Origin of the sequence: Bradyrhizobium hereditatis (assembly GCF_020329435.1) — a bacterium.
GTDB classification, from domain to species: Bacteria; Pseudomonadota; Alphaproteobacteria; order Rhizobiales; family Xanthobacteraceae; genus Bradyrhizobium; species Bradyrhizobium hereditatis.
Window position 1 is genome coordinate 740,639 of record NZ_JAGKJK010000001.1, and the last position, 15,729, is coordinate 756,367.

At 63.0% G+C, this 15,729-nt stretch carries 12 protein-coding genes; 5 read left to right on the forward strand and 7 right to left on the reverse strand.

From position 1 onward, the window contains the following. On the reverse strand, nucleotides 1-1,209 hold the full coding sequence (locus J6524_RS03705) for a deoxyguanosinetriphosphate triphosphohydrolase (RefSeq protein WP_225668994.1): 1,209 nt from the start codon (nucleotides 1,207-1,209) through the stop codon (nucleotides 1-3). Nucleotides 1,210-1,314: 105 nt separating this feature from the next. On the opposite strand from J6524_RS03705, the gene erpA reads away from it, so the two are divergent. Next, on the forward strand, nucleotides 1,315-1,644 hold the full coding sequence (erpA, locus tag J6524_RS03710; RefSeq protein WP_225668995.1) for an iron-sulfur cluster insertion protein ErpA: 330 nt from the start codon (nucleotides 1,315-1,317) through the stop codon (nucleotides 1,642-1,644). A 313-nt stretch (nucleotides 1,645-1,957) separates the two neighbouring features. Here erpA and J6524_RS03715 read toward each other — a convergent pair whose 3' ends face one another. Next, nucleotides 1,958-2,863 (reverse strand): LysR family transcriptional regulator, encoded by a 906-nt coding sequence (locus J6524_RS03715; protein WP_225668997.1) that lies wholly within the window; start codon nucleotides 2,861-2,863, stop codon nucleotides 1,958-1,960. 219 nt (nucleotides 2,864-3,082) lie between these two features. Between J6524_RS03715 and J6524_RS03720 the strand changes: the two genes are divergently transcribed. The 3 genes from J6524_RS03720 (at nucleotide 3,083) to J6524_RS03730 (ending at nucleotide 6,625) form a co-directional block, all read left to right on the forward strand. Beyond that, entirely contained in the window at nucleotides 3,083-4,156 is a 1,074-nt protein-coding gene (locus J6524_RS03720) for a tartrate dehydrogenase (protein WP_225668998.1), read from the forward strand. An 87-nt stretch (nucleotides 4,157-4,243) separates the two neighbouring features. Next, a complete protein-coding gene (locus J6524_RS03725; protein WP_225669320.1) occupies nucleotides 4,244-5,224 on the forward strand; it encodes a tripartite tricarboxylate transporter substrate binding protein BugD in 981 nt (326 codons plus the stop codon). A gap of 108 nt (nucleotides 5,225-5,332) precedes the next feature. After that, on the forward strand, nucleotides 5,333-6,625 hold the full coding sequence (locus J6524_RS03730; RefSeq protein WP_225668999.1) for a Spy/CpxP family protein refolding chaperone: 1,293 nt from the start codon (nucleotides 5,333-5,335) through the stop codon (nucleotides 6,623-6,625). A gap of 49 nt (nucleotides 6,626-6,674) precedes the next feature. On the opposite strand, the gene J6524_RS03735 is transcribed toward J6524_RS03730, so the two are convergent. The 3 genes from J6524_RS03735 to J6524_RS03745 are packed head-to-tail and all read right to left on the reverse strand — an operon-like array spanning nucleotide 6,675 to nucleotide 11,800. Then, entirely contained in the window at nucleotides 6,675-7,487 is an 813-nt protein-coding gene (locus tag J6524_RS03735; protein WP_225669000.1) for an amidohydrolase family protein, read from the reverse strand. A gap of 50 nt (nucleotides 7,488-7,537) precedes the next feature. After that, nucleotides 7,538-10,666, reverse strand: a complete 3,129-nt coding sequence (locus tag J6524_RS03740) for an efflux RND transporter permease subunit (protein WP_225669001.1) — start codon at nucleotides 10,664-10,666, stop codon at nucleotides 7,538-7,540. A gap of 3 nt (nucleotides 10,667-10,669) precedes the next feature. Next, the gene (locus tag J6524_RS03745; RefSeq protein WP_225669321.1) at nucleotides 10,670-11,800 is read right to left on the reverse strand and encodes an efflux RND transporter periplasmic adaptor subunit; all 1,131 of its coding nucleotides are present in this window, start codon (nucleotides 11,798-11,800) and stop codon (nucleotides 10,670-10,672) included. A 205-nt stretch (nucleotides 11,801-12,005) separates the two neighbouring features. On the opposite strand from J6524_RS03745, the gene xth reads away from it, so the two are divergent. Next, nucleotides 12,006-12,797: an exodeoxyribonuclease III gene (xth, locus tag J6524_RS03750; RefSeq protein WP_225669002.1), complete on the forward strand. Its 792-nt coding sequence runs from the start codon at nucleotides 12,006-12,008 to the stop codon at nucleotides 12,795-12,797. A 163-nt stretch (nucleotides 12,798-12,960) separates the two neighbouring features. On the opposite strand, the gene J6524_RS03755 is transcribed toward xth, so the two are convergent. Both J6524_RS03755 and ilvD read right to left on the reverse strand, forming a co-directional pair. Next, nucleotides 12,961-13,806 (reverse strand): tetratricopeptide repeat protein, encoded by an 846-nt coding sequence (locus tag J6524_RS03755; RefSeq protein WP_225669003.1) that lies wholly within the window; start codon nucleotides 13,804-13,806, stop codon nucleotides 12,961-12,963. Continuing rightward, entirely contained in the window at nucleotides 13,793-15,517 is a 1,725-nt protein-coding gene (gene ilvD, locus J6524_RS03760; protein WP_225669004.1) for a dihydroxy-acid dehydratase, read from the reverse strand. Before ilvD ends, J6524_RS03755 begins: the two co-directional genes overlap by 14 nt. Between the last annotated feature and the right edge of the window lie 212 nt (nucleotides 15,518-15,729).

Genomic DNA, 15,729 nt, shown 5'->3' on the forward strand with positions numbered 1-15,729 from the left:
CTAACGCAAATCCGGGGTCGAGTCAAAAAGCCTTTGGTGCTCCATCAGGGCGAAACGGTCGGTCATTCCGGCGATGAAATTGCCGATCCGGCGCGCCCGCTCCCCCTCGCTCTCGCGTTCGGTACCCTCGACCCATTCGGGCGGCAGGTCTCCCGGGGAGGCCTGGTAGCGCGCGAACAGGTCGAACAGGATGCCTTCCGCCTCGCCCATCACCCGCATGACGCGGTGGTGGCGGTACATGTGCTGTTTCAGGAACGCCTTGATCGCCGCCTCCTCCTCCGCAACCGCGGGCGGAAAGGCGACCAGCGGCTGATGGTGGTGGCGGATGTCATGGGCTGATTGCGGCTTCGCTGCGGCGAGGCGCCTGTTCGCCTCCGACATGACGGCGCCGATCATGTAGGAGATCAGCTCGCGCACCAGTTCCGCGCCGCGCCTGGCGTCGTCGAGCTTGGGATAGCGCCGGTCGATCTCGGCGATGATCGCGTCGGTGAGCGGCATCACCTTGAGATCGTCGACGCTGAAGAGGTCGGCGCGCAGGCCGTCGTCGATGTCATGGGCGTCGTATGCGATATCGTCGGCGAAGGCGGCGACCTGCGCCTCGAGCGAAGCGTAGCTCCACAGCTCCAGATCGAATTTTGCGTTGAAGTCGGCAATGCCGACGGGAATCCCGCTATCGCGATAGGGTCCGGCCGCAGCCCCGCTCCGCTCCGTGAGAGGACCGTTGTGCTTGACGATGCCTTCGAGCGATTCCCAGGTCAGATTCAGCCCGTCGAATTCGGGATAGCGGTGCTCCAGCGAGGTCACCACCCGCAGGGCCTGCGCGTTGTGGTCGAAGCCGCCATGGGCTTTCAAGCATTTGTCGAGCGCCCGTTCGCCGGCATGTCCAAACGGTGGGTGACCGAGGTCATGGGCCAGCGCCAGCGTTTCGGTGAGGTCCTCGTCGAGGCCGAGCTGGCGGGCCAGCGCGCGGGCGATCTGCGCCACTTCAAGCGAATGTGTAAGCCGCGTGCGGTAATGGTCGCCCTCGTGGAACACGAACACCTGCGTCTTGTGCTTGAGGCGGCGGAAGGCGGTGGAATGGATCACCCGGTCGCAATCGCGCCGGAACGGGCTGCGGGTCCGGCTCGGCGGCTCCGAAAACAGCCGGCCGCGGCTGGAATCAGGGTCGCAGCCATAAGGCGCACGGGGGGCAGCCATTCCGACCGGCACGATTTTTTAGTCCTTATCCATTTGATTCCGCGACATTACGCACTTAACTATGTCTAACGCGCCATACCAAATGAATTGGGTATGACGGGGCCGGAGACGATTGTCATGACTGCTGCCATCACCGTCAGCGAGCGGGCCGCCCGCCGCATCGGCGAAATCCTCAAGGGCGAAGGCGACGGCGCCATGTTGCGCATCTCGGTCGAGGGCGGCGGCTGCTCCGGCTTCCAGTACAAATTCGATGTCGACCACGCCAAGGCCGAAGACGACCTCGTGATCGCGCGCGAGGGCGCGGTGGTCCTGGTCGATCCGGCTTCGGTGCCGTTCCTCGCCGGCTCCGAAGTCGATTTCGTCGACGATCTGATCGGCGCGTCGTTCCGCGTGGTCAATCCGAACGCGACCGCCTCGTGTGGTTGCGGGACGAGCTTTTCGATCTGAGACGATACGCAACGGCCCATCCTCGTCATTGCGAGCGCAGCGAAGCAATCCACGCCTCAGCTCGGGCTAGATGGATTGCTTCGCTGCGCTCGCAATGACGCTGAAATAGCGACGCAACATTCGACTGTCATCCCCCGCGCAGGCGGGGGATCCGGTACGCCGCGGCTTATCGATCCTGTCACTGAAGTCTCTGAAATACTGGGTCACCCGCCTTCGCGGGTGACGACCATGGAGTATGAGTTCGCGATCTCGCGACATGTTTTGCCCGAGGCTTGCATCGTCCTGCCCGTCGCGCCAATTGGTTTCGCCCATTCTACGCCTCGCGCGCGTAGCGCGGCAGATCGGCTTTCAACATTGCCAGAACATCATCCCGCACCGGATCGCGTGTGCCGCGGGTGAAGGCCGCTGCGAGCGGCAGCTTGTTCATGTCGGAGGCTGCGAGGCGGATGAAGCGAACGCCGCGCGTGGCCATGCGCGACGTCCAGCGCGGCACGATGGCAACGCCGAGACCGGCGGAAACGAGGTTGACGATGGTCTGCTTCTCGTCGGCGATCTGCGCGACGTGCGCCTCGCGTCCCGCCTCGGCGAACAGTTTCATGGTGAGGTCGTGGCTGTGCGGGCGCGAGCGACGTTCGGGTACGATCAGCGGCTCGTTTTCGAGATCGGCAATGGTCACGCGCTTGCGCTGTGACAACGGATGACGCTCGGCCACCGCGACGACGGCGGTCTCGTGCAGCAGAAACAGAAACTCCAGCCGCTTGTCGGGCCGCTGCGGCGGCCGCACGAAGGCGAGATCGAGCCGGCCGGACAACAGCCGCGGCAAGAGGCGCACGGTCTTGTCCTCGACCAGTTGCACGGTGACATCGGGCTGGCGCTTCCGAAAATCGTGCAACAGGTGCGGCAACAGCCCCGCGGCGGCGCTGTCGATGGCGCCGACACGGATGATCGCCGCCCGCTTCCGTCCGCGCGTGCGGAATTGGCCGGCCAGCGCGTCGGCCTGCGCGAGCAGCGCCCGCGCTTCCTTTAGCAGCACCGCGCCGTCCTCGGTCAGCGCGACGCTGCGCGTCGTGCGCGTCATCAGCCGCGTGCCGAGATCATCTTCCAGCAACCGGATGAAGCGGCCCAGCGCCGACGGCAGCATGTCAAGCCGCTGCGCAGCCCGGCCAAAATGCAACTCTTCTGCCGCCGCCACGAAGCAGCGTAGGTGATGAAGATCCATCGTTCCTCCCGAACGGGATTATATCAATTTTTTGTATAAACGCGAGACGGTTGCCGATGGGCGGCGGCAGCCGCAGGATGGCCGGAGAGTAAGGCCCGCTGGGCCCCCGTCATTGCGAGCGCAGCGAAGCAATCCACCTCTCCACTTGCGGCGCCATGGATTGCTTCGCTGCGCTCGCAATGACGGGGATAGAGCGTCGGCCCATCCAAGGAGATTTCGATGCGTGAATATTCGATCGCGGCCATCCCAGCCGATGGTATCGGCCCTGAGGTTATCGCCGCCGGCGTGCAGACGCTCGAAGCTCTTCAGAAGCGCCTCGGCGATGTGAAGTTCAACGTCGAAACCTTCGATTGGGGTTCCGACTATTACCGCAAGCACGGCGTGATGATGCCGGCGGACGGCCTCGCCACGCTGAAGAAATTCGACGCGATCTATTTCGGCGCGGTCGGCGCGCCTGATGTCCCCGATCATATCACGCTGTGGGGCCTGCGCCTGCCGATCTGCCAGGGCTTTGATCAATACGCCAATGTGCGCCCGACACGTATCCTGCCCGGCATCATCTCGCCGCTGCGCCATGCCGGCCCCGACGACCTCGACTGGGTGATCGTGCGGGAGAACTCCGAAGGCGAATATGCCGGCTGCGGCGGGCGGGTGCATCGCGGGCTGCCGGAGGAAGTCGGCACTGAAGTCGCCGTCTTCACCCGCGTCGGCGTCCAGCGCATCATGCGCTATGCGTTCCGCCTCGCGCAGTCGCGGCCGCGCAAGCTGCTCACCGTCGTGACCAAGTCCAACGCACAGCGGCATGGCATGGTGATGTGGGACGAGATCGCCGAGGAGGTCTCCAAAGAGTTCCCTGACGTCACCTGGGACAAGATGCTGGTCGATGCGATGACGGTGCGGATGACGCTGAAGCCACAGAGCCTCGACACCATCGTCGCGACCAACCTGCACGCCGATATCCTGTCCGACCTCGCCGGCGCGCTGGCCGGCAGCCTCGGCGTGGCTCCCACCGCGAACATCGATCCCGAGCGGCGCTTTCCCTCGATGTTCGAGCCGATCCACGGTTCGGCGTTCGATATCACCGGAAAGGGCATCGCCAATCCGGTCGCCAGCTTCTGGACGGCGTCGCAGATGCTCGATCATCTCGGGGAGGCCGAGGCATCGGCGCGACTGATGCGCGCCGTGGAGAAGGTCACGGGCGCCGGCATCACCACGCCTGACGTCGGCGGCACGGCAACAACCAAGGATGTCACCCAGGCCGTCGTGGACGCGATCCATAGTTCCAACGTGTGACAGGGTCGCTGGTATGGTGGATAAGTCGTGAGGCAAAAATGCCCGCGACATTGATCACAACAAGAACTCAGGGAGACGCCAATGCACATGCCAATGCACATCAAGAAGACCGGCATTCTTGCGCTCGCGTTCGCGATGGTCAGTTCCGCAGGCCTCGCGCAAAACTATCCAAGCCGGCCGATCACGTTGCTGGTCCCCTTCGCTGCCGGCGGCGCGACCGACACGGTGGCGCGGGTGACGGCGCAGTCGATGTCGAAAATCCTGGGACAGACGATCATCATCGAAAACGCAACCGGCGCCGGCGGCACGATCGCGGCCACGCGGGCATCCCGCGCCGAACCGGATGGCTACACACTGCTGATCCACCACATCGGCATCTCCACGGCGGCGACGCTGTACCGCAAGCTGCCCTACGACACCAAGACCGCGTTTGCGCCGATCGGCCTTGTCACTAACGCGCCGATGACGATCATCGGCCGTCCGGACTTGCCGCCGAACACGCTCGCAGAGCTGATCACCTACATGAAAGCCAATGGCGACAAGATGACTTTCGGCAATGCGGGCCTGGGCGCCGCCTCGCATCTCTGCGGCATGCTGTTCATGACGGCGGTCGGCAAGGAGATCCTCACTGTGCCTTACAAGGGCAATGCGCCCGTGATGAACGATCTGATCGCCAAGCAGATCGACCTCTCCTGCGACCAGACCACCAACACGACAGCGCCGATCGCGTCAAAACTGATCAAGAGCTACGCCATCACGACGAAAACCCGGCTTGGCTCGATGCCCGATCTGCCGACCGCCGACGAAGCCGGCCTGAAGGGTTTTGAAGTCGGCGCCTGGCACGGCATCTATGCGCCGAAGGGCACGCCCGACGACATCGTCCAGAAGCTCGCCAAGACGCTGCAGGAAGCGCTGCGCGACCCTGACCTGGTGAAGCGGTTCAATGATATCAACACCGAACCCGTACCGCAGAACGAAGCGACGCCGGAAGCGCTGAAGGCAAAACTGATCAGCGAGGTCGATCGCTGGGCACCGATCATCAAGGCAGCCGGACAGTTTGCGGATTGAGCGCTATCCGCCACGACGTCAGTTATCCGAGGCATGATTGCTGCAAGGAACTTTCGGTCCTGTACGGCGTCATAAGTGAGGCGGCCAAGGCTTGGCACGGGAGGTGCCATGTCGAAGTTCTGCGTTACAGTAATCGCTGTGGTACTGGTGACCGCGCTGTCGAGTGCCGCCACTGCGAAACAGCGCGGACATTTTGGTCTCGGCCCACTTGGCACCGTGAAATCCGCGTTCGCCCGCGTGTTGGCGCCAGGGCTGTTTCGCGGCCCCGCGCATCACCGCCGGGTGCACGTCCGTCGGGCCAAAAACGCTCCCGTCGCTTTAAAAAGTGCTCCCGTCGCCTTACAAAACATCCCGTCCGCGACGAGCCAGCCTTCCGGCGAGGAGGAGTTGGTTGTTGGCAGGCTATTCACTGATCCCGCGGCACGCAGGCAGATCGCCGCGACTGCCGCACTTGCTCACTATGGTGACCGAAGCACTACAAACGGGTGGTGGTCGCATGGCCATGACGGATATGGCTGGGTTGGGCCGCTGTTCTGGCCGTTCGCCTACAATGATATTCTTGGTTACGCCATCTTCGGCGATGGTATGGGCTTCTGGGACTATGGCTACCCCGACATCTATGCCGGAGTTTTTGGGCCTTACGGCAGTGATGAACTAGCGGCTTATATGGCACCGCCCTCTTCCGGCCGAGGAGAACGGAGGACTCCGCCGCTGCAGCAGCTCTGCGGTGATGCCGGTCGCGAGATTACCGGTCTCGCCATTGATCAGATTCAGCGGGTGATCCAGCCGACCGAGGCGCAGCGGGCTGCGCTGGACCGGCTTGCCGACGCATCGAACTCGGCCGCTCAGGTCATTCAGGCAACTTGTCCGACGCAGCCCGCATCAACGGCCCCGGCCCGATTGGCCCTGATGCAGCAGCGCACTGCGGCTATTCTCAGTGCAGTAATATCCTTGCAGCCGCTGCTATGGGACCTTTATGATTTACTGAATGACGAACAGAAAGCACGGCTCAACGCACTCGCTGATGATCAGCTCAAGACGGCATCCGCAAACGGCGCCATGAAGACGCCGGCCCAGGGCTGCGAAGCGTCCCTGCCGACCGCGTTGCAATGGCCGGCTGGCGAGATCGAGGCCAGGCTACACCCGACCGATGCCCAACGCAGCGCGCTTGAGCGGATGCAACGTGCCAGCGCCAGAGCTGTCGAGATGCTGAGCTATGAATGTCAGCCGCCGAAAGATGCGATCACGCTACCGGATCGCCTCGCCGCGGTGGATGGTCGGCTCGGTACCATGCAACAAGCCATCAATCTGGTGAGCGATGCGCTGGAAGACTTCTATTCTACGCTGAGTGACGAGCAGAAGTTTCAATTCGAGCTGATCGGACAAAAACGAGCGCCGTGATTGCCATGGGCTCCAATCGGCGATGCGCAGGAGTTGACACTTACACGGCTTAGTGGCCAAAACCGAACAAGGCCTTCGCATTCCCATTGGCAATCTGCGCCGCGACCTTGGGCGGCAACTGCGCAAGCCACGCGCGATAGCCGGCCACGATCTCGCCGTAGCTCTGCCAGCGCTCGTTGATCCAGGTGTCGGAGCCGAGCAGGAAACGGTCCGGGAAACGCTCGAACAGCGCGCGCCATTCGTCGGTCAGCTTGCCGCTGCCATTGGTGATGCCGCCGCGATAGGACAGTTCGCCCCATAGCTTCGGATACTTTGTGAGCATCTCCGCGACGCGGTCGGTCGACAGGCCGAAGCCGGTATGCGCCCAGATGATGCGGGCGCGCGGATTATGCCGCATCAGGATTTCGACGGCCACGTCATCAGCATGGGCATGCAGATAAAGATCGTGCTCGACTGCGAAGTCGACGGTCTTCTTCACCCATTCGCTTTCCGCTGCCTTGCCCGAAATGTGGAACTCGCCGATGCCGCGGTAATAGCCGCGTTTGAACTCGTCCTGCACGAGGTCGAAGATGAAGGGATCGCCGAACCAGGTCTGAATGTCCGCGCGCACGCGGTACGGGCGGATGAACGGGACGATCTGCAGGTCCTGGGGCTTGGCTTCCATCAGCGCATGCGTGCCGGTGTTCGGTCGGCTGGTGGCGAGGATGCCGGTGACGCGGTGCTTCCTAAACAGCGCCAGCACCTCGTCGACGCTGTAATAGGGCTTTGGCTCCCAATTGTAGTGCAGGTGGGCGTCGAAGATCTCGATCGGCTCGTCCGCCCTCGCCCGCTCGACCGGCACCGTTATCCACGCGAGCGCCACGGCGATCGCGATGCACCGCGATGCAGAACGGAGTGCCTGCCCGATTGCCATCATTCGGCGGCGACCACGCGCGGCCGCTCCTCCTCACCGGTCTCGGCCAATTGCGGTTCGAGCTTGCGCCGCAAGCGGCGATCGACGCGGTCGAGATAGATATAGACGACCGGCGTGATGTAGAGCGTCAAGAGTTGCGACAGGAAAAGGCCGCCGACCACGGCAACGCCAAGCGGCTGGCGCAGTTCGGCGCCGGCGCCCGCTCCGAGCGCAATCGGCAGTGTGCCGAAGATCGCAGCGAACGTCGTCATCATGATTGGACGGAAGCGAAGCAGCGCCGCTTCCCGGATCGCGTGCTCGGCGCTGAGGCCGACGCGGCGGCGCTCGAGCGCAAAATCCACCATCATGATGGCGTTCTTCTTGACGATGCCGACCAGCATCACGATGCCGATCATGGCGATGACAGACATCTCCATGCCAAACATCATCAGAGTCAGGATCGCGCCGATGCCGGCCGACGGCAGGCCCGAGATGATCGTGATCGGGTGGATGAAGCTCTCGTAGAGAATGCCGAGGATGACGAAGGCGGCGAACACGGCAGCGAGGATCAAGACGCCCTGCCCGCGCAGCGAATCCTGGAACACCTGCGCGGTGCCCGAGAAGTTGGTGGCGATCGTCGCAGGCAGATTCGCGGCCTGCTCCAGCTCGGTGATCTTGTCGACCGCATAGCCCAGCGAAACGCCAGGCGCCAGATTGAAGGAGATCGTCACCGCCGGCTGCTGCGCCTGGTGATTGATCTGCAGCGGACCGACCGTCGGAACCAGCTTTGCCACCGCCGACAGCGGGATGGTCTGGCCATTCTGGGTCTTCATGTAGAGCTTAGAGAGATCGGACGGATCGACCCGGAACTGCGGCTGCACTTCCAGGATGATCTGGTAATCGTTCGACGGCATGTAAATAGTGCCGATCTGGCGCGAGCCATAGGCGTTGTAGAGCTGGTTGCGCACCTGATCGACGGTGACGCCGTAGACCGCCGCCTTCTCGCGGTCGATATCGACCGTCATCTGAGGGTTCTTGATGTAGAGGTCGGTGGTGACGTCGAGCAGGCCCGGGAGCTTCTCGATCTTGTCGCGCATCTCAGGCGCAATGCGATAAAGCGACTCGGTGTCGCCGCTCTGCATCACGTACTGGTACTGGCTCTTGGAAATGCGGCCGCCGATATTGAGGTTCTGGATCGGCTGGAAGAACGCCTGGATGCCCGGAATCGCGCGTGACTTGAGGCGTAGCCGGGCAATGATAGTGTTGAGATTATCGCGCTCCTTTTTCGGCTTCAACGCAATGAACAGCCGACCGTAATTGGCGGTCGGATTCGGCCCGCCGGCGCCAACGGTGGAGTTGATGTAGTCAATTGCAGGATCGGATTTCAGCACATCGATCAGAGCGAGCTGCCGCTCCTTCATTGCCTCGAAGGAAGTATCGGTGGCAGCTTCGGTGACGCCGATCAGGAAGCCGGTGTCCTCCTGCGGAAAGAAGCCCTTCGGCACGATCATGTAGAGATAGACGGTGCCGCCAAGGGTGGCCAGCGTCACCATCAGCATCAGGAACTTTCGCGCCAGCACCCAGTCGAGCGTCCATTCATAGGCGCGCAGCCAGGATTCGAACATCTTCTCGAAGGTGCGGAGCACGATGTTCGGCCGCTTGGTCGCATCATGGGCGCGCAACACCCGGGCGCACAGCATCGGCGTCAGCGTCAACGACACGAACCCTGACACCAGGATCGCGACCGAAATCGTCACGGCGAATTCGCGGAACACGCGACCGACAATGCCACCCATCAAGAGCACCGGAATGAACACGGCGATCAACGAGAAGGTGATCGAGATGATGGTGAAGCCGATCTCGCGCGCGCCCTTTAGCGCGGCCTCGAACGGCCGCATGCCATGCTCGATGTGGCGGACGATGTTTTCCAGCATGACGATGGCGTCGTCGACCACAAAGCCGACCGACAGCGTCAGCGCCAAGAGTGTCATGTTGTTGATGGAATAGTCGAGCGCGTACATCACCGCGCAGGTCCCGAACAGCGAAATAGGAACCGCGAGCGCCGGAATGAAGGTCGCGGACGCCGAGCGCAGGAACAGGAAGATCACCAGGATAACCAGTCCGATCGCGATCAAAAGCGTTTCCTCGACGTCGGCCACCGCCTGACGGATCGATATCGAGCGGTCCATCAAGACGTTGATTGACACCGATGGCGGGATCTGCGCCCGCAACGCCGGAAATTTGGCCAGAATGGAATCGACCACCGCCACCGTATTGGCGTCCGGCTGCTTCTGGATGCCGAGCACAATGGCGCGGTCGTTGTTGAGCCAGCTCGCGATCCGTTCGTTCTCGACGCTGTCATAGATCCGCGCGACCTCGTCCAGCTTGACCGGGGCACCGTTGCGCCAGGCCACGACGATCTGGCGATAGTCCATCGCCTTATCCATCTGGCCGGATGCCTGCAGCGCGACGTCCTGCTTCGGCCCATTCAGCGTGCCGACCGGGGTCGAGGAATTGGCGCGGGACACTGCCGTCCTGATATCCTCAAGCGACAGCCCGCGCGCCGCGGCGGCCTCAGGATCGGCCTGGACACGAATGGCGAACTTCTGCGCGCCGTAGACGCTGACCTGGGCAACGCCCGGAATCTGCGAGAGCGTCTGGCCGATGGTAATGTCGGCATATTCGTGGACGGTCGACAGTGGCAGCGTCGACGAGTTGAGCACGACGAACAGCACCGGGAAATCGGCCGGGTTCACTTTGCGGAAACTCGGCGGGATGATCATCTCGACCGGCAAACGGCGCTGCGCGATCGTCAGCGCGGTCTGCACATCCAGCGCCGCGGCATCGATGTTGCGGTTAAGATCGAACTGGATGGTGATGGTGCTGGTGCCCTGCGACGAGTTCGACGACATCGAGGAGATGCCGGCGACCGTCGAGAGCTGGCGCTCGATAACGCCGGCGACCGAGGCCGCCATCGTATCCGCGCTCGCGCCCGGCAAGGTCGCGGTCACCGCGATGGTCGGGAAATCCACCCGAGGCAGCGCCGATACCGGCAACAGACGGAAGCCGAAGATGCCGAACGCGATGATCGACGCCGTGATCAGCGTCGTCATGACCGGGCGGCGGATGCAGAGTTCGGAGAGCGTCATGGCTCAGGCCCCGGCCTTTTTGGCCCGCGGCTCGACCCGCGTTCCGTCCGACAGCAGCAATTGGCCGTCGACCACCACGTCCTCGCCGCCGGCGAGCCCTTCCGAGATCACCGACATGCCCTGCGCGGTGCGATCGACCTTGACGGCCTGCACCTTGGCCACGCCGTCCTTGACCACGAACACGAAGTTGCCGCTCTGGCTGCGCTGGACCGCAACCGTCGGCACCACCACCGAGTCCTCGCTTCGAATGATCAGCTTGGTCGCGACCAGCGTCCCCGGCCACAACGCCTCGTTCTCGTTACTCATGATGCCGCGCACGGTGACCATGCCGGTGGTCTGATCGACGGTGTTCTCGACCATCGCGACCTTGCCGCTCTCGGAATGCTGAGAGCCCGGGATGGTGGCGGTCACGCTGGAGACGCCCTTGGCCATCGCCTCGCGCAGATCCACCAGCACACGCTGCGGCACCGAGAACGTCACATAGACCGGCGCCATCTGATTGATGACCGCCAGTGGAGTGCTGTCGGCCGGCCGCACGAAATTGCCGACCTTCACATTGGCGGCACCGATACGGCCCGTGACTGGCGCGCGGATCGTGGTGTAGCTTTTCTGGACCCTGAGATTATCGAGCGCCGCCTGGTCGGCCTTGATGGTGCCGGTCAGGATGTCGGACTGTGTCTTGGCATTGTCGACATTGACCTGCGTGGTGGCGCCCTTGGCGACGAGATCGTTGAAGCGGCGGAGGTCGCGCTGCGCGCCTTCGAGCTGCGCCTGGTCCCTGGCGAGCACGCCCTCGGCCTGCTCGATCTGCGCGTCGATCTGGCGGCTGTCCAGCGTGAACAGCAAATCGCCTTCGTTGACCTTGGCGCCGTCCTGGAAATGAACTGCGACGATCATGGTCTCCAACCGCGACTTCAGCGCGACGCTGGAGATCGGCGTCACCATGCCGATTGCATCGACATCGACGGGCATGGATTTGCGCTCGGCCTTTGCCAGCTCGACCGAAACCGTCCGCGGCCGCTGCGGGCCCTGAGCGCTGCTGCTGCCGCCCATCCACGAGGAGCGGGTGATAAAGCCGGCCGCCGTGGCAATGGCGATGGCGCCGACAAGAACGATCAGGCTACGCTTCTTCATAATTTTTTTCACGCTCACCGTCCTCAAAGGACGGGACGAACTTCTCCGGCCCCTTGACGGCGACTTTTGCGCCTTATTTCTAAACGGTTATCACAGCCTTCCTGCACATGGTATGCCACTGCCGGAAAATGTGTAGTTACCGTTTCGTATTCGAGCATGAAAAACCGGCGTCGCCGGGATCATGCGTCAGCCGGGGCCCCTTTTCATGCGCATTGCCACCTGGAACGTCAATTCGATCCGGCAGCGGATCGAGCACCTGCTGATCTGGCTCAAGGAGTGCTCGCCGGATATTGCCTGTCTGCAGGAAATCAAATGCACGGACGAGGCATTCCCGCGGCTGGAGATCGAGGCGCTCGGCTATAATGTCGTCACCCACGGCCAAAAGACCTTCAATGGCGTGGCGCTCTTGTCCAAACTGCCGTTCGACGAGACCAAATCGGGCCTTGCCGGCGACGATGAGGACGCCCATGCCCGGTTCCTGGAGGGTGTGGTGACCCTGAAGACCGGCGTGATGCGGATCGCCTGCCTCTATCTGCCCAACGGAAACCCGCCGAATACCGACAAATATCCCTATAAACTCAAATGGATGTCGCGGCTTCTTGAGTATTCGAAGGAGCGACTTAAGGCGGAAGAGCCGCTGGTGCTCGCAGGCGACTTCAACGTCATTCCGGCCGCTCGCGATGTCTATAACCCCGCCGCCTGGACCAACGACGCGCTGTTCCGCACCGAGACCCGCGAGGCCTTCCAGTCTCTCCTCGGCCTCGGGCTGACGGACGCGCTGCGCGCGGTGACCGACGAACCGAACCTCTACACCTTCTGGGACTATCAGGCGGGGTGCTGGCAGAAGAACTGGGGCCTGAGAATCGATCATCTCCTGCTGTCGCCGCAAGCCAGCGACCGGCTCGCCCATGTCGGCATCGATAGCTACGTCCGCGCTTGGGAGAAGCCGTCAGACCACGTGCCGGTGTGGGCGGACTTCGATCTGGAGACGGCGTAGCCGCCGCTGCCGAGTGCGGCAATTACTGATGTCGAGGGTGATTGGTCTCAGCGCAGAATCGTAGGGTGGGCAAAGCGAAGCGTGCCCACCACAAGTGCCAGCGGTTTGGAGAGATGGTGGGCACGGCGCGTTGCGCCTTTGCCCACCCTACAGCAGCGCGACGTCAGTCGCGCTTGCCCTGCACCCAGTGTTCGAGCATCTGCAGCGCCATCGCGCGGTCGTCGTCAGAGGCCTTGGCGAAGGCGCGGTTGTAGCTTTCCCGGATCCAGGTCTCGTCGGGAGCCGCGTTGTCGCGCGCCAGCGTCAGCCACATCAGGCCACGCGCAGGCTGCCGCGGCAGGCGGTCGCCGTTGAACAGCATCTGGCCGAGCATCGCCTGCGCCTGGTGCTGGCCCTTCTGGGCAGCCAACCCAAGCCAGCGCGCGCCGTAGCGGAAATCATCCCGCGAGGCGTCCGGCGTCTTCAGGTAAAGCCGCGCCAGATCGTACTGCGCATCCGCATTGCCGAAATAGGACGCGGCATAGGAGAACATCTCCCGCGCACGCTCCGTGTCCGGCTTGACCTTCGAGTTCGGGATGCCGTTCAGGTAGTAGCGTCCCAGCGCCACGAAGGCGTTGGCGACGATCGTCGCCTGCGGCGCCGACGGGCTGTCCTCGGCATGCGCATTGGCGATGCGGCTGAAATATTCGAAGGCGCGCAGATCGTCCTGCACGACGCCGTCGCCGTCGGCATACATGCGCCCGAGCTTCCACTGCGCGACGGGATGACCGCCTTCGGCGGCGTATTGCAGCGATGTCAGCGAGGGCGCGGCAACCGGCGTGGCCGTCGTGGACGCCGGCGGAACCTTCTTCAGGGCCTGGGCCGTGACGGCCTGCGCGGCGGCCGGCTGGTTCATCAACGGCAGCGCGGCATCCGGTTTAACCGGTGCGCCATCGAATGCGAATCCGGGAGCCGCCACCGGCGCGGCGCCCAGCATCAACGCAAGAATGATACGCCTAGATGTCCGCATAACACTGTTTCTCGTGCGCACCGCCCGGATGGGTCACAGCCCCGTCCACCGCCGGCCCAACCTGTTGGGCATACTTCCACAGAGCACCCGACGTATGATTTGTCGGTCGGGGCACCCATTTGGTTTTACGATCGGCGAGCTCGGCGTCGGTCAATTTTACGTTAAGAGTGCCGGCCTCGGCGTCGATCTCGATAATGTCACCATTCTGCAACAGGGCGATCGGTCCGCCCACGGCCGCCTCCGGCCCGACATGGCCGATGCAGAAGCCGCGGGTGGCGCCGGAGAACCGGCCATCGGTGATCAGGGCGACCTTGCCGCCCATCCCCTGCCCGGTCAGCGCCGCCGTGGTCGAGAGCATCTCGCGCATGCCGGGACCGCCGCGCGGCCCCTCATAGCGGATCACGATGACGTCGCCCTCTTTGTAGGTTTTCTTCTGGACCGAATCGAAGGCGTCTTCCTCGCGGTCAAAGCACCGGGCAGGACCAGTAAACTTCAGCTTCGACATGCCCGCGACCTTCACGATCGCACCCTCCGGCGCCAAATTACCCTTCAGCCCGACAACGCCTCCCGTGACGGTGATCGGGTTGTCGGCGGACCGCACCACATCCTGGTGCGGATTCCATTTCACGCTCTTGAGGTTTTCGGCGATCGTACGGCCCGTGACGGTTATGCAATCCCCGTGTAGGTAGCCATTGTCGAGCAGCGTCTTCATCAGAAGCGGAATGCCGCCAACCTCGAACATGTCTTTGGCAACATAACGGCCCCCCGGCTTCAAATCCGCGACATATGGTGTCTTTTTGAAGATTTCGGCGACGTCGAATAAGTCAAACTTTATGCCGCACTCATGCGCGATAGCGGGCAGGTGCAATGCAGCATTGGTCGACCCACCCGAGGCGGCGACCACGGCGGCAGCGTTCTCCAGTGAGCGGCGGGTGACAATATCGCGCGGCCGGATGTTGGCTGCGATCAGCTCCAGGATCTTCTCGCCGGCGGCGGCGCAAAACGCGTCGCGAATCTCGTAAGGCGCTGGCGCGCCCGCCGAATACGGTAGCGCCAGACCAATCGCCTCGGATACCGTCGCCATGGTGTTAGCGGTGAATTGTGCGCCGCACGCGCCCGCCGACGGGCACGCCACCCGCTCGATTTCGTCGAGATCGGCATCCGACATTTCGCCGACCGAGTGCTTGCCGACGGCCTCGAACATGTCCTGCACCGTGACCTGCTGGCCGCGGAAATTACCCGGCAAGATCGAGCCACCATAGATGAAGATGGAGGGCACGTTGAGCCGGACCATGGCCATCATCATGCCCGGCAACGACTTGTCGCACCCGGCGAGCCCGACGAGGGCGTCGTAGGCATGGCCCCGAACAGTCAGCTCGACCGAATCGGCGATGCATTCTCTTGAAGGCAGCGACGAGCGCATGCCGTCATGGCCCATGGCGATGCCATCGGTAACGGTGATGGTGCAGAATTCCCGCGGGGTGCCGCCAGCGGCGACGACGCCCTTCTTGACAGCCTGCGCCTGGCGCATCAGCGAGATGTTGCAGGGCGCCGCCTCATTCCAGCAGGACGCGACGCCGACGAAGGGCTGGTGGATCTGCTCGGTGGTCAGCCCCATCGCGTAGAGGTACGACCGATGGGGGGCGCGCTCCGGCCCCTCCGTCACGTGACGGCTCGGCAACCTCTTCTTGATGTCGGTCTTGGTGTCCATCCGCGCAAACCTGTTTCCTCAGCCATCTCCCTGTCGGTCCCGGGAGCAATTCCCGTCACCTGCACCGGCGCTGAGGCTAATCAGCTTAAGAAAGAAATGGTTTCATTGAGGGGTGTGGCTAAAAAGCGGCGCACGCAAGAGGCAGCCGGTTCCATTAACCAGAAGTTCGCTTACTGTTGCGGTCACGCAACAATCGTTGCGCGGCAGCAACC

What these genes read in the sequence shown, in the direction of transcription:
- erpA (WP_225668995.1), top strand. Translation starts at nt 1,315, where the DNA reads ATGACTGCTGCCATCACCGTCAGCGAGCGGGCCGCCCGCCGCATCGGC.
- J6524_RS03715 (WP_225668997.1), bottom strand. Translation starts at nt 2,863, where the DNA reads ATGGATCTTCATCACCTACGCTGCTTCGTGGCGGCGGCAGAAGAGTTG.
- J6524_RS03720 (WP_225668998.1), top strand. Translation starts at nt 3,083, where the DNA reads ATGCGTGAATATTCGATCGCGGCCATCCCAGCCGATGGTATCGGCCCT.
- J6524_RS03725 (WP_225669320.1), top strand. Translation starts at nt 4,244, where the DNA reads ATGCCAATGCACATCAAGAAGACCGGCATTCTTGCGCTCGCGTTCGCG.
- J6524_RS03730 (WP_225668999.1), top strand. Translation starts at nt 5,333, where the DNA reads ATGTCGAAGTTCTGCGTTACAGTAATCGCTGTGGTACTGGTGACCGCG.
- J6524_RS03740 (WP_225669001.1), bottom strand. Translation starts at nt 10,666, where the DNA reads ATGACGCTCTCCGAACTCTGCATCCGCCGCCCGGTCATGACGACGCTG.
- J6524_RS03745 (WP_225669321.1), bottom strand. Translation starts at nt 11,800, where the DNA reads ATGAAGAAGCGTAGCCTGATCGTTCTTGTCGGCGCCATCGCCATTGCC.
- xth (WP_225669002.1), top strand. Translation starts at nt 12,006, where the DNA reads ATGCGCATTGCCACCTGGAACGTCAATTCGATCCGGCAGCGGATCGAG.
- J6524_RS03755 (WP_225669003.1), bottom strand. Translation starts at nt 13,806, where the DNA reads ATGCGGACATCTAGGCGTATCATTCTTGCGTTGATGCTGGGCGCCGCG.
- ilvD (WP_225669004.1), bottom strand. Translation starts at nt 15,517, where the DNA reads ATGGACACCAAGACCGACATCAAGAAGAGGTTGCCGAGCCGTCACGTG.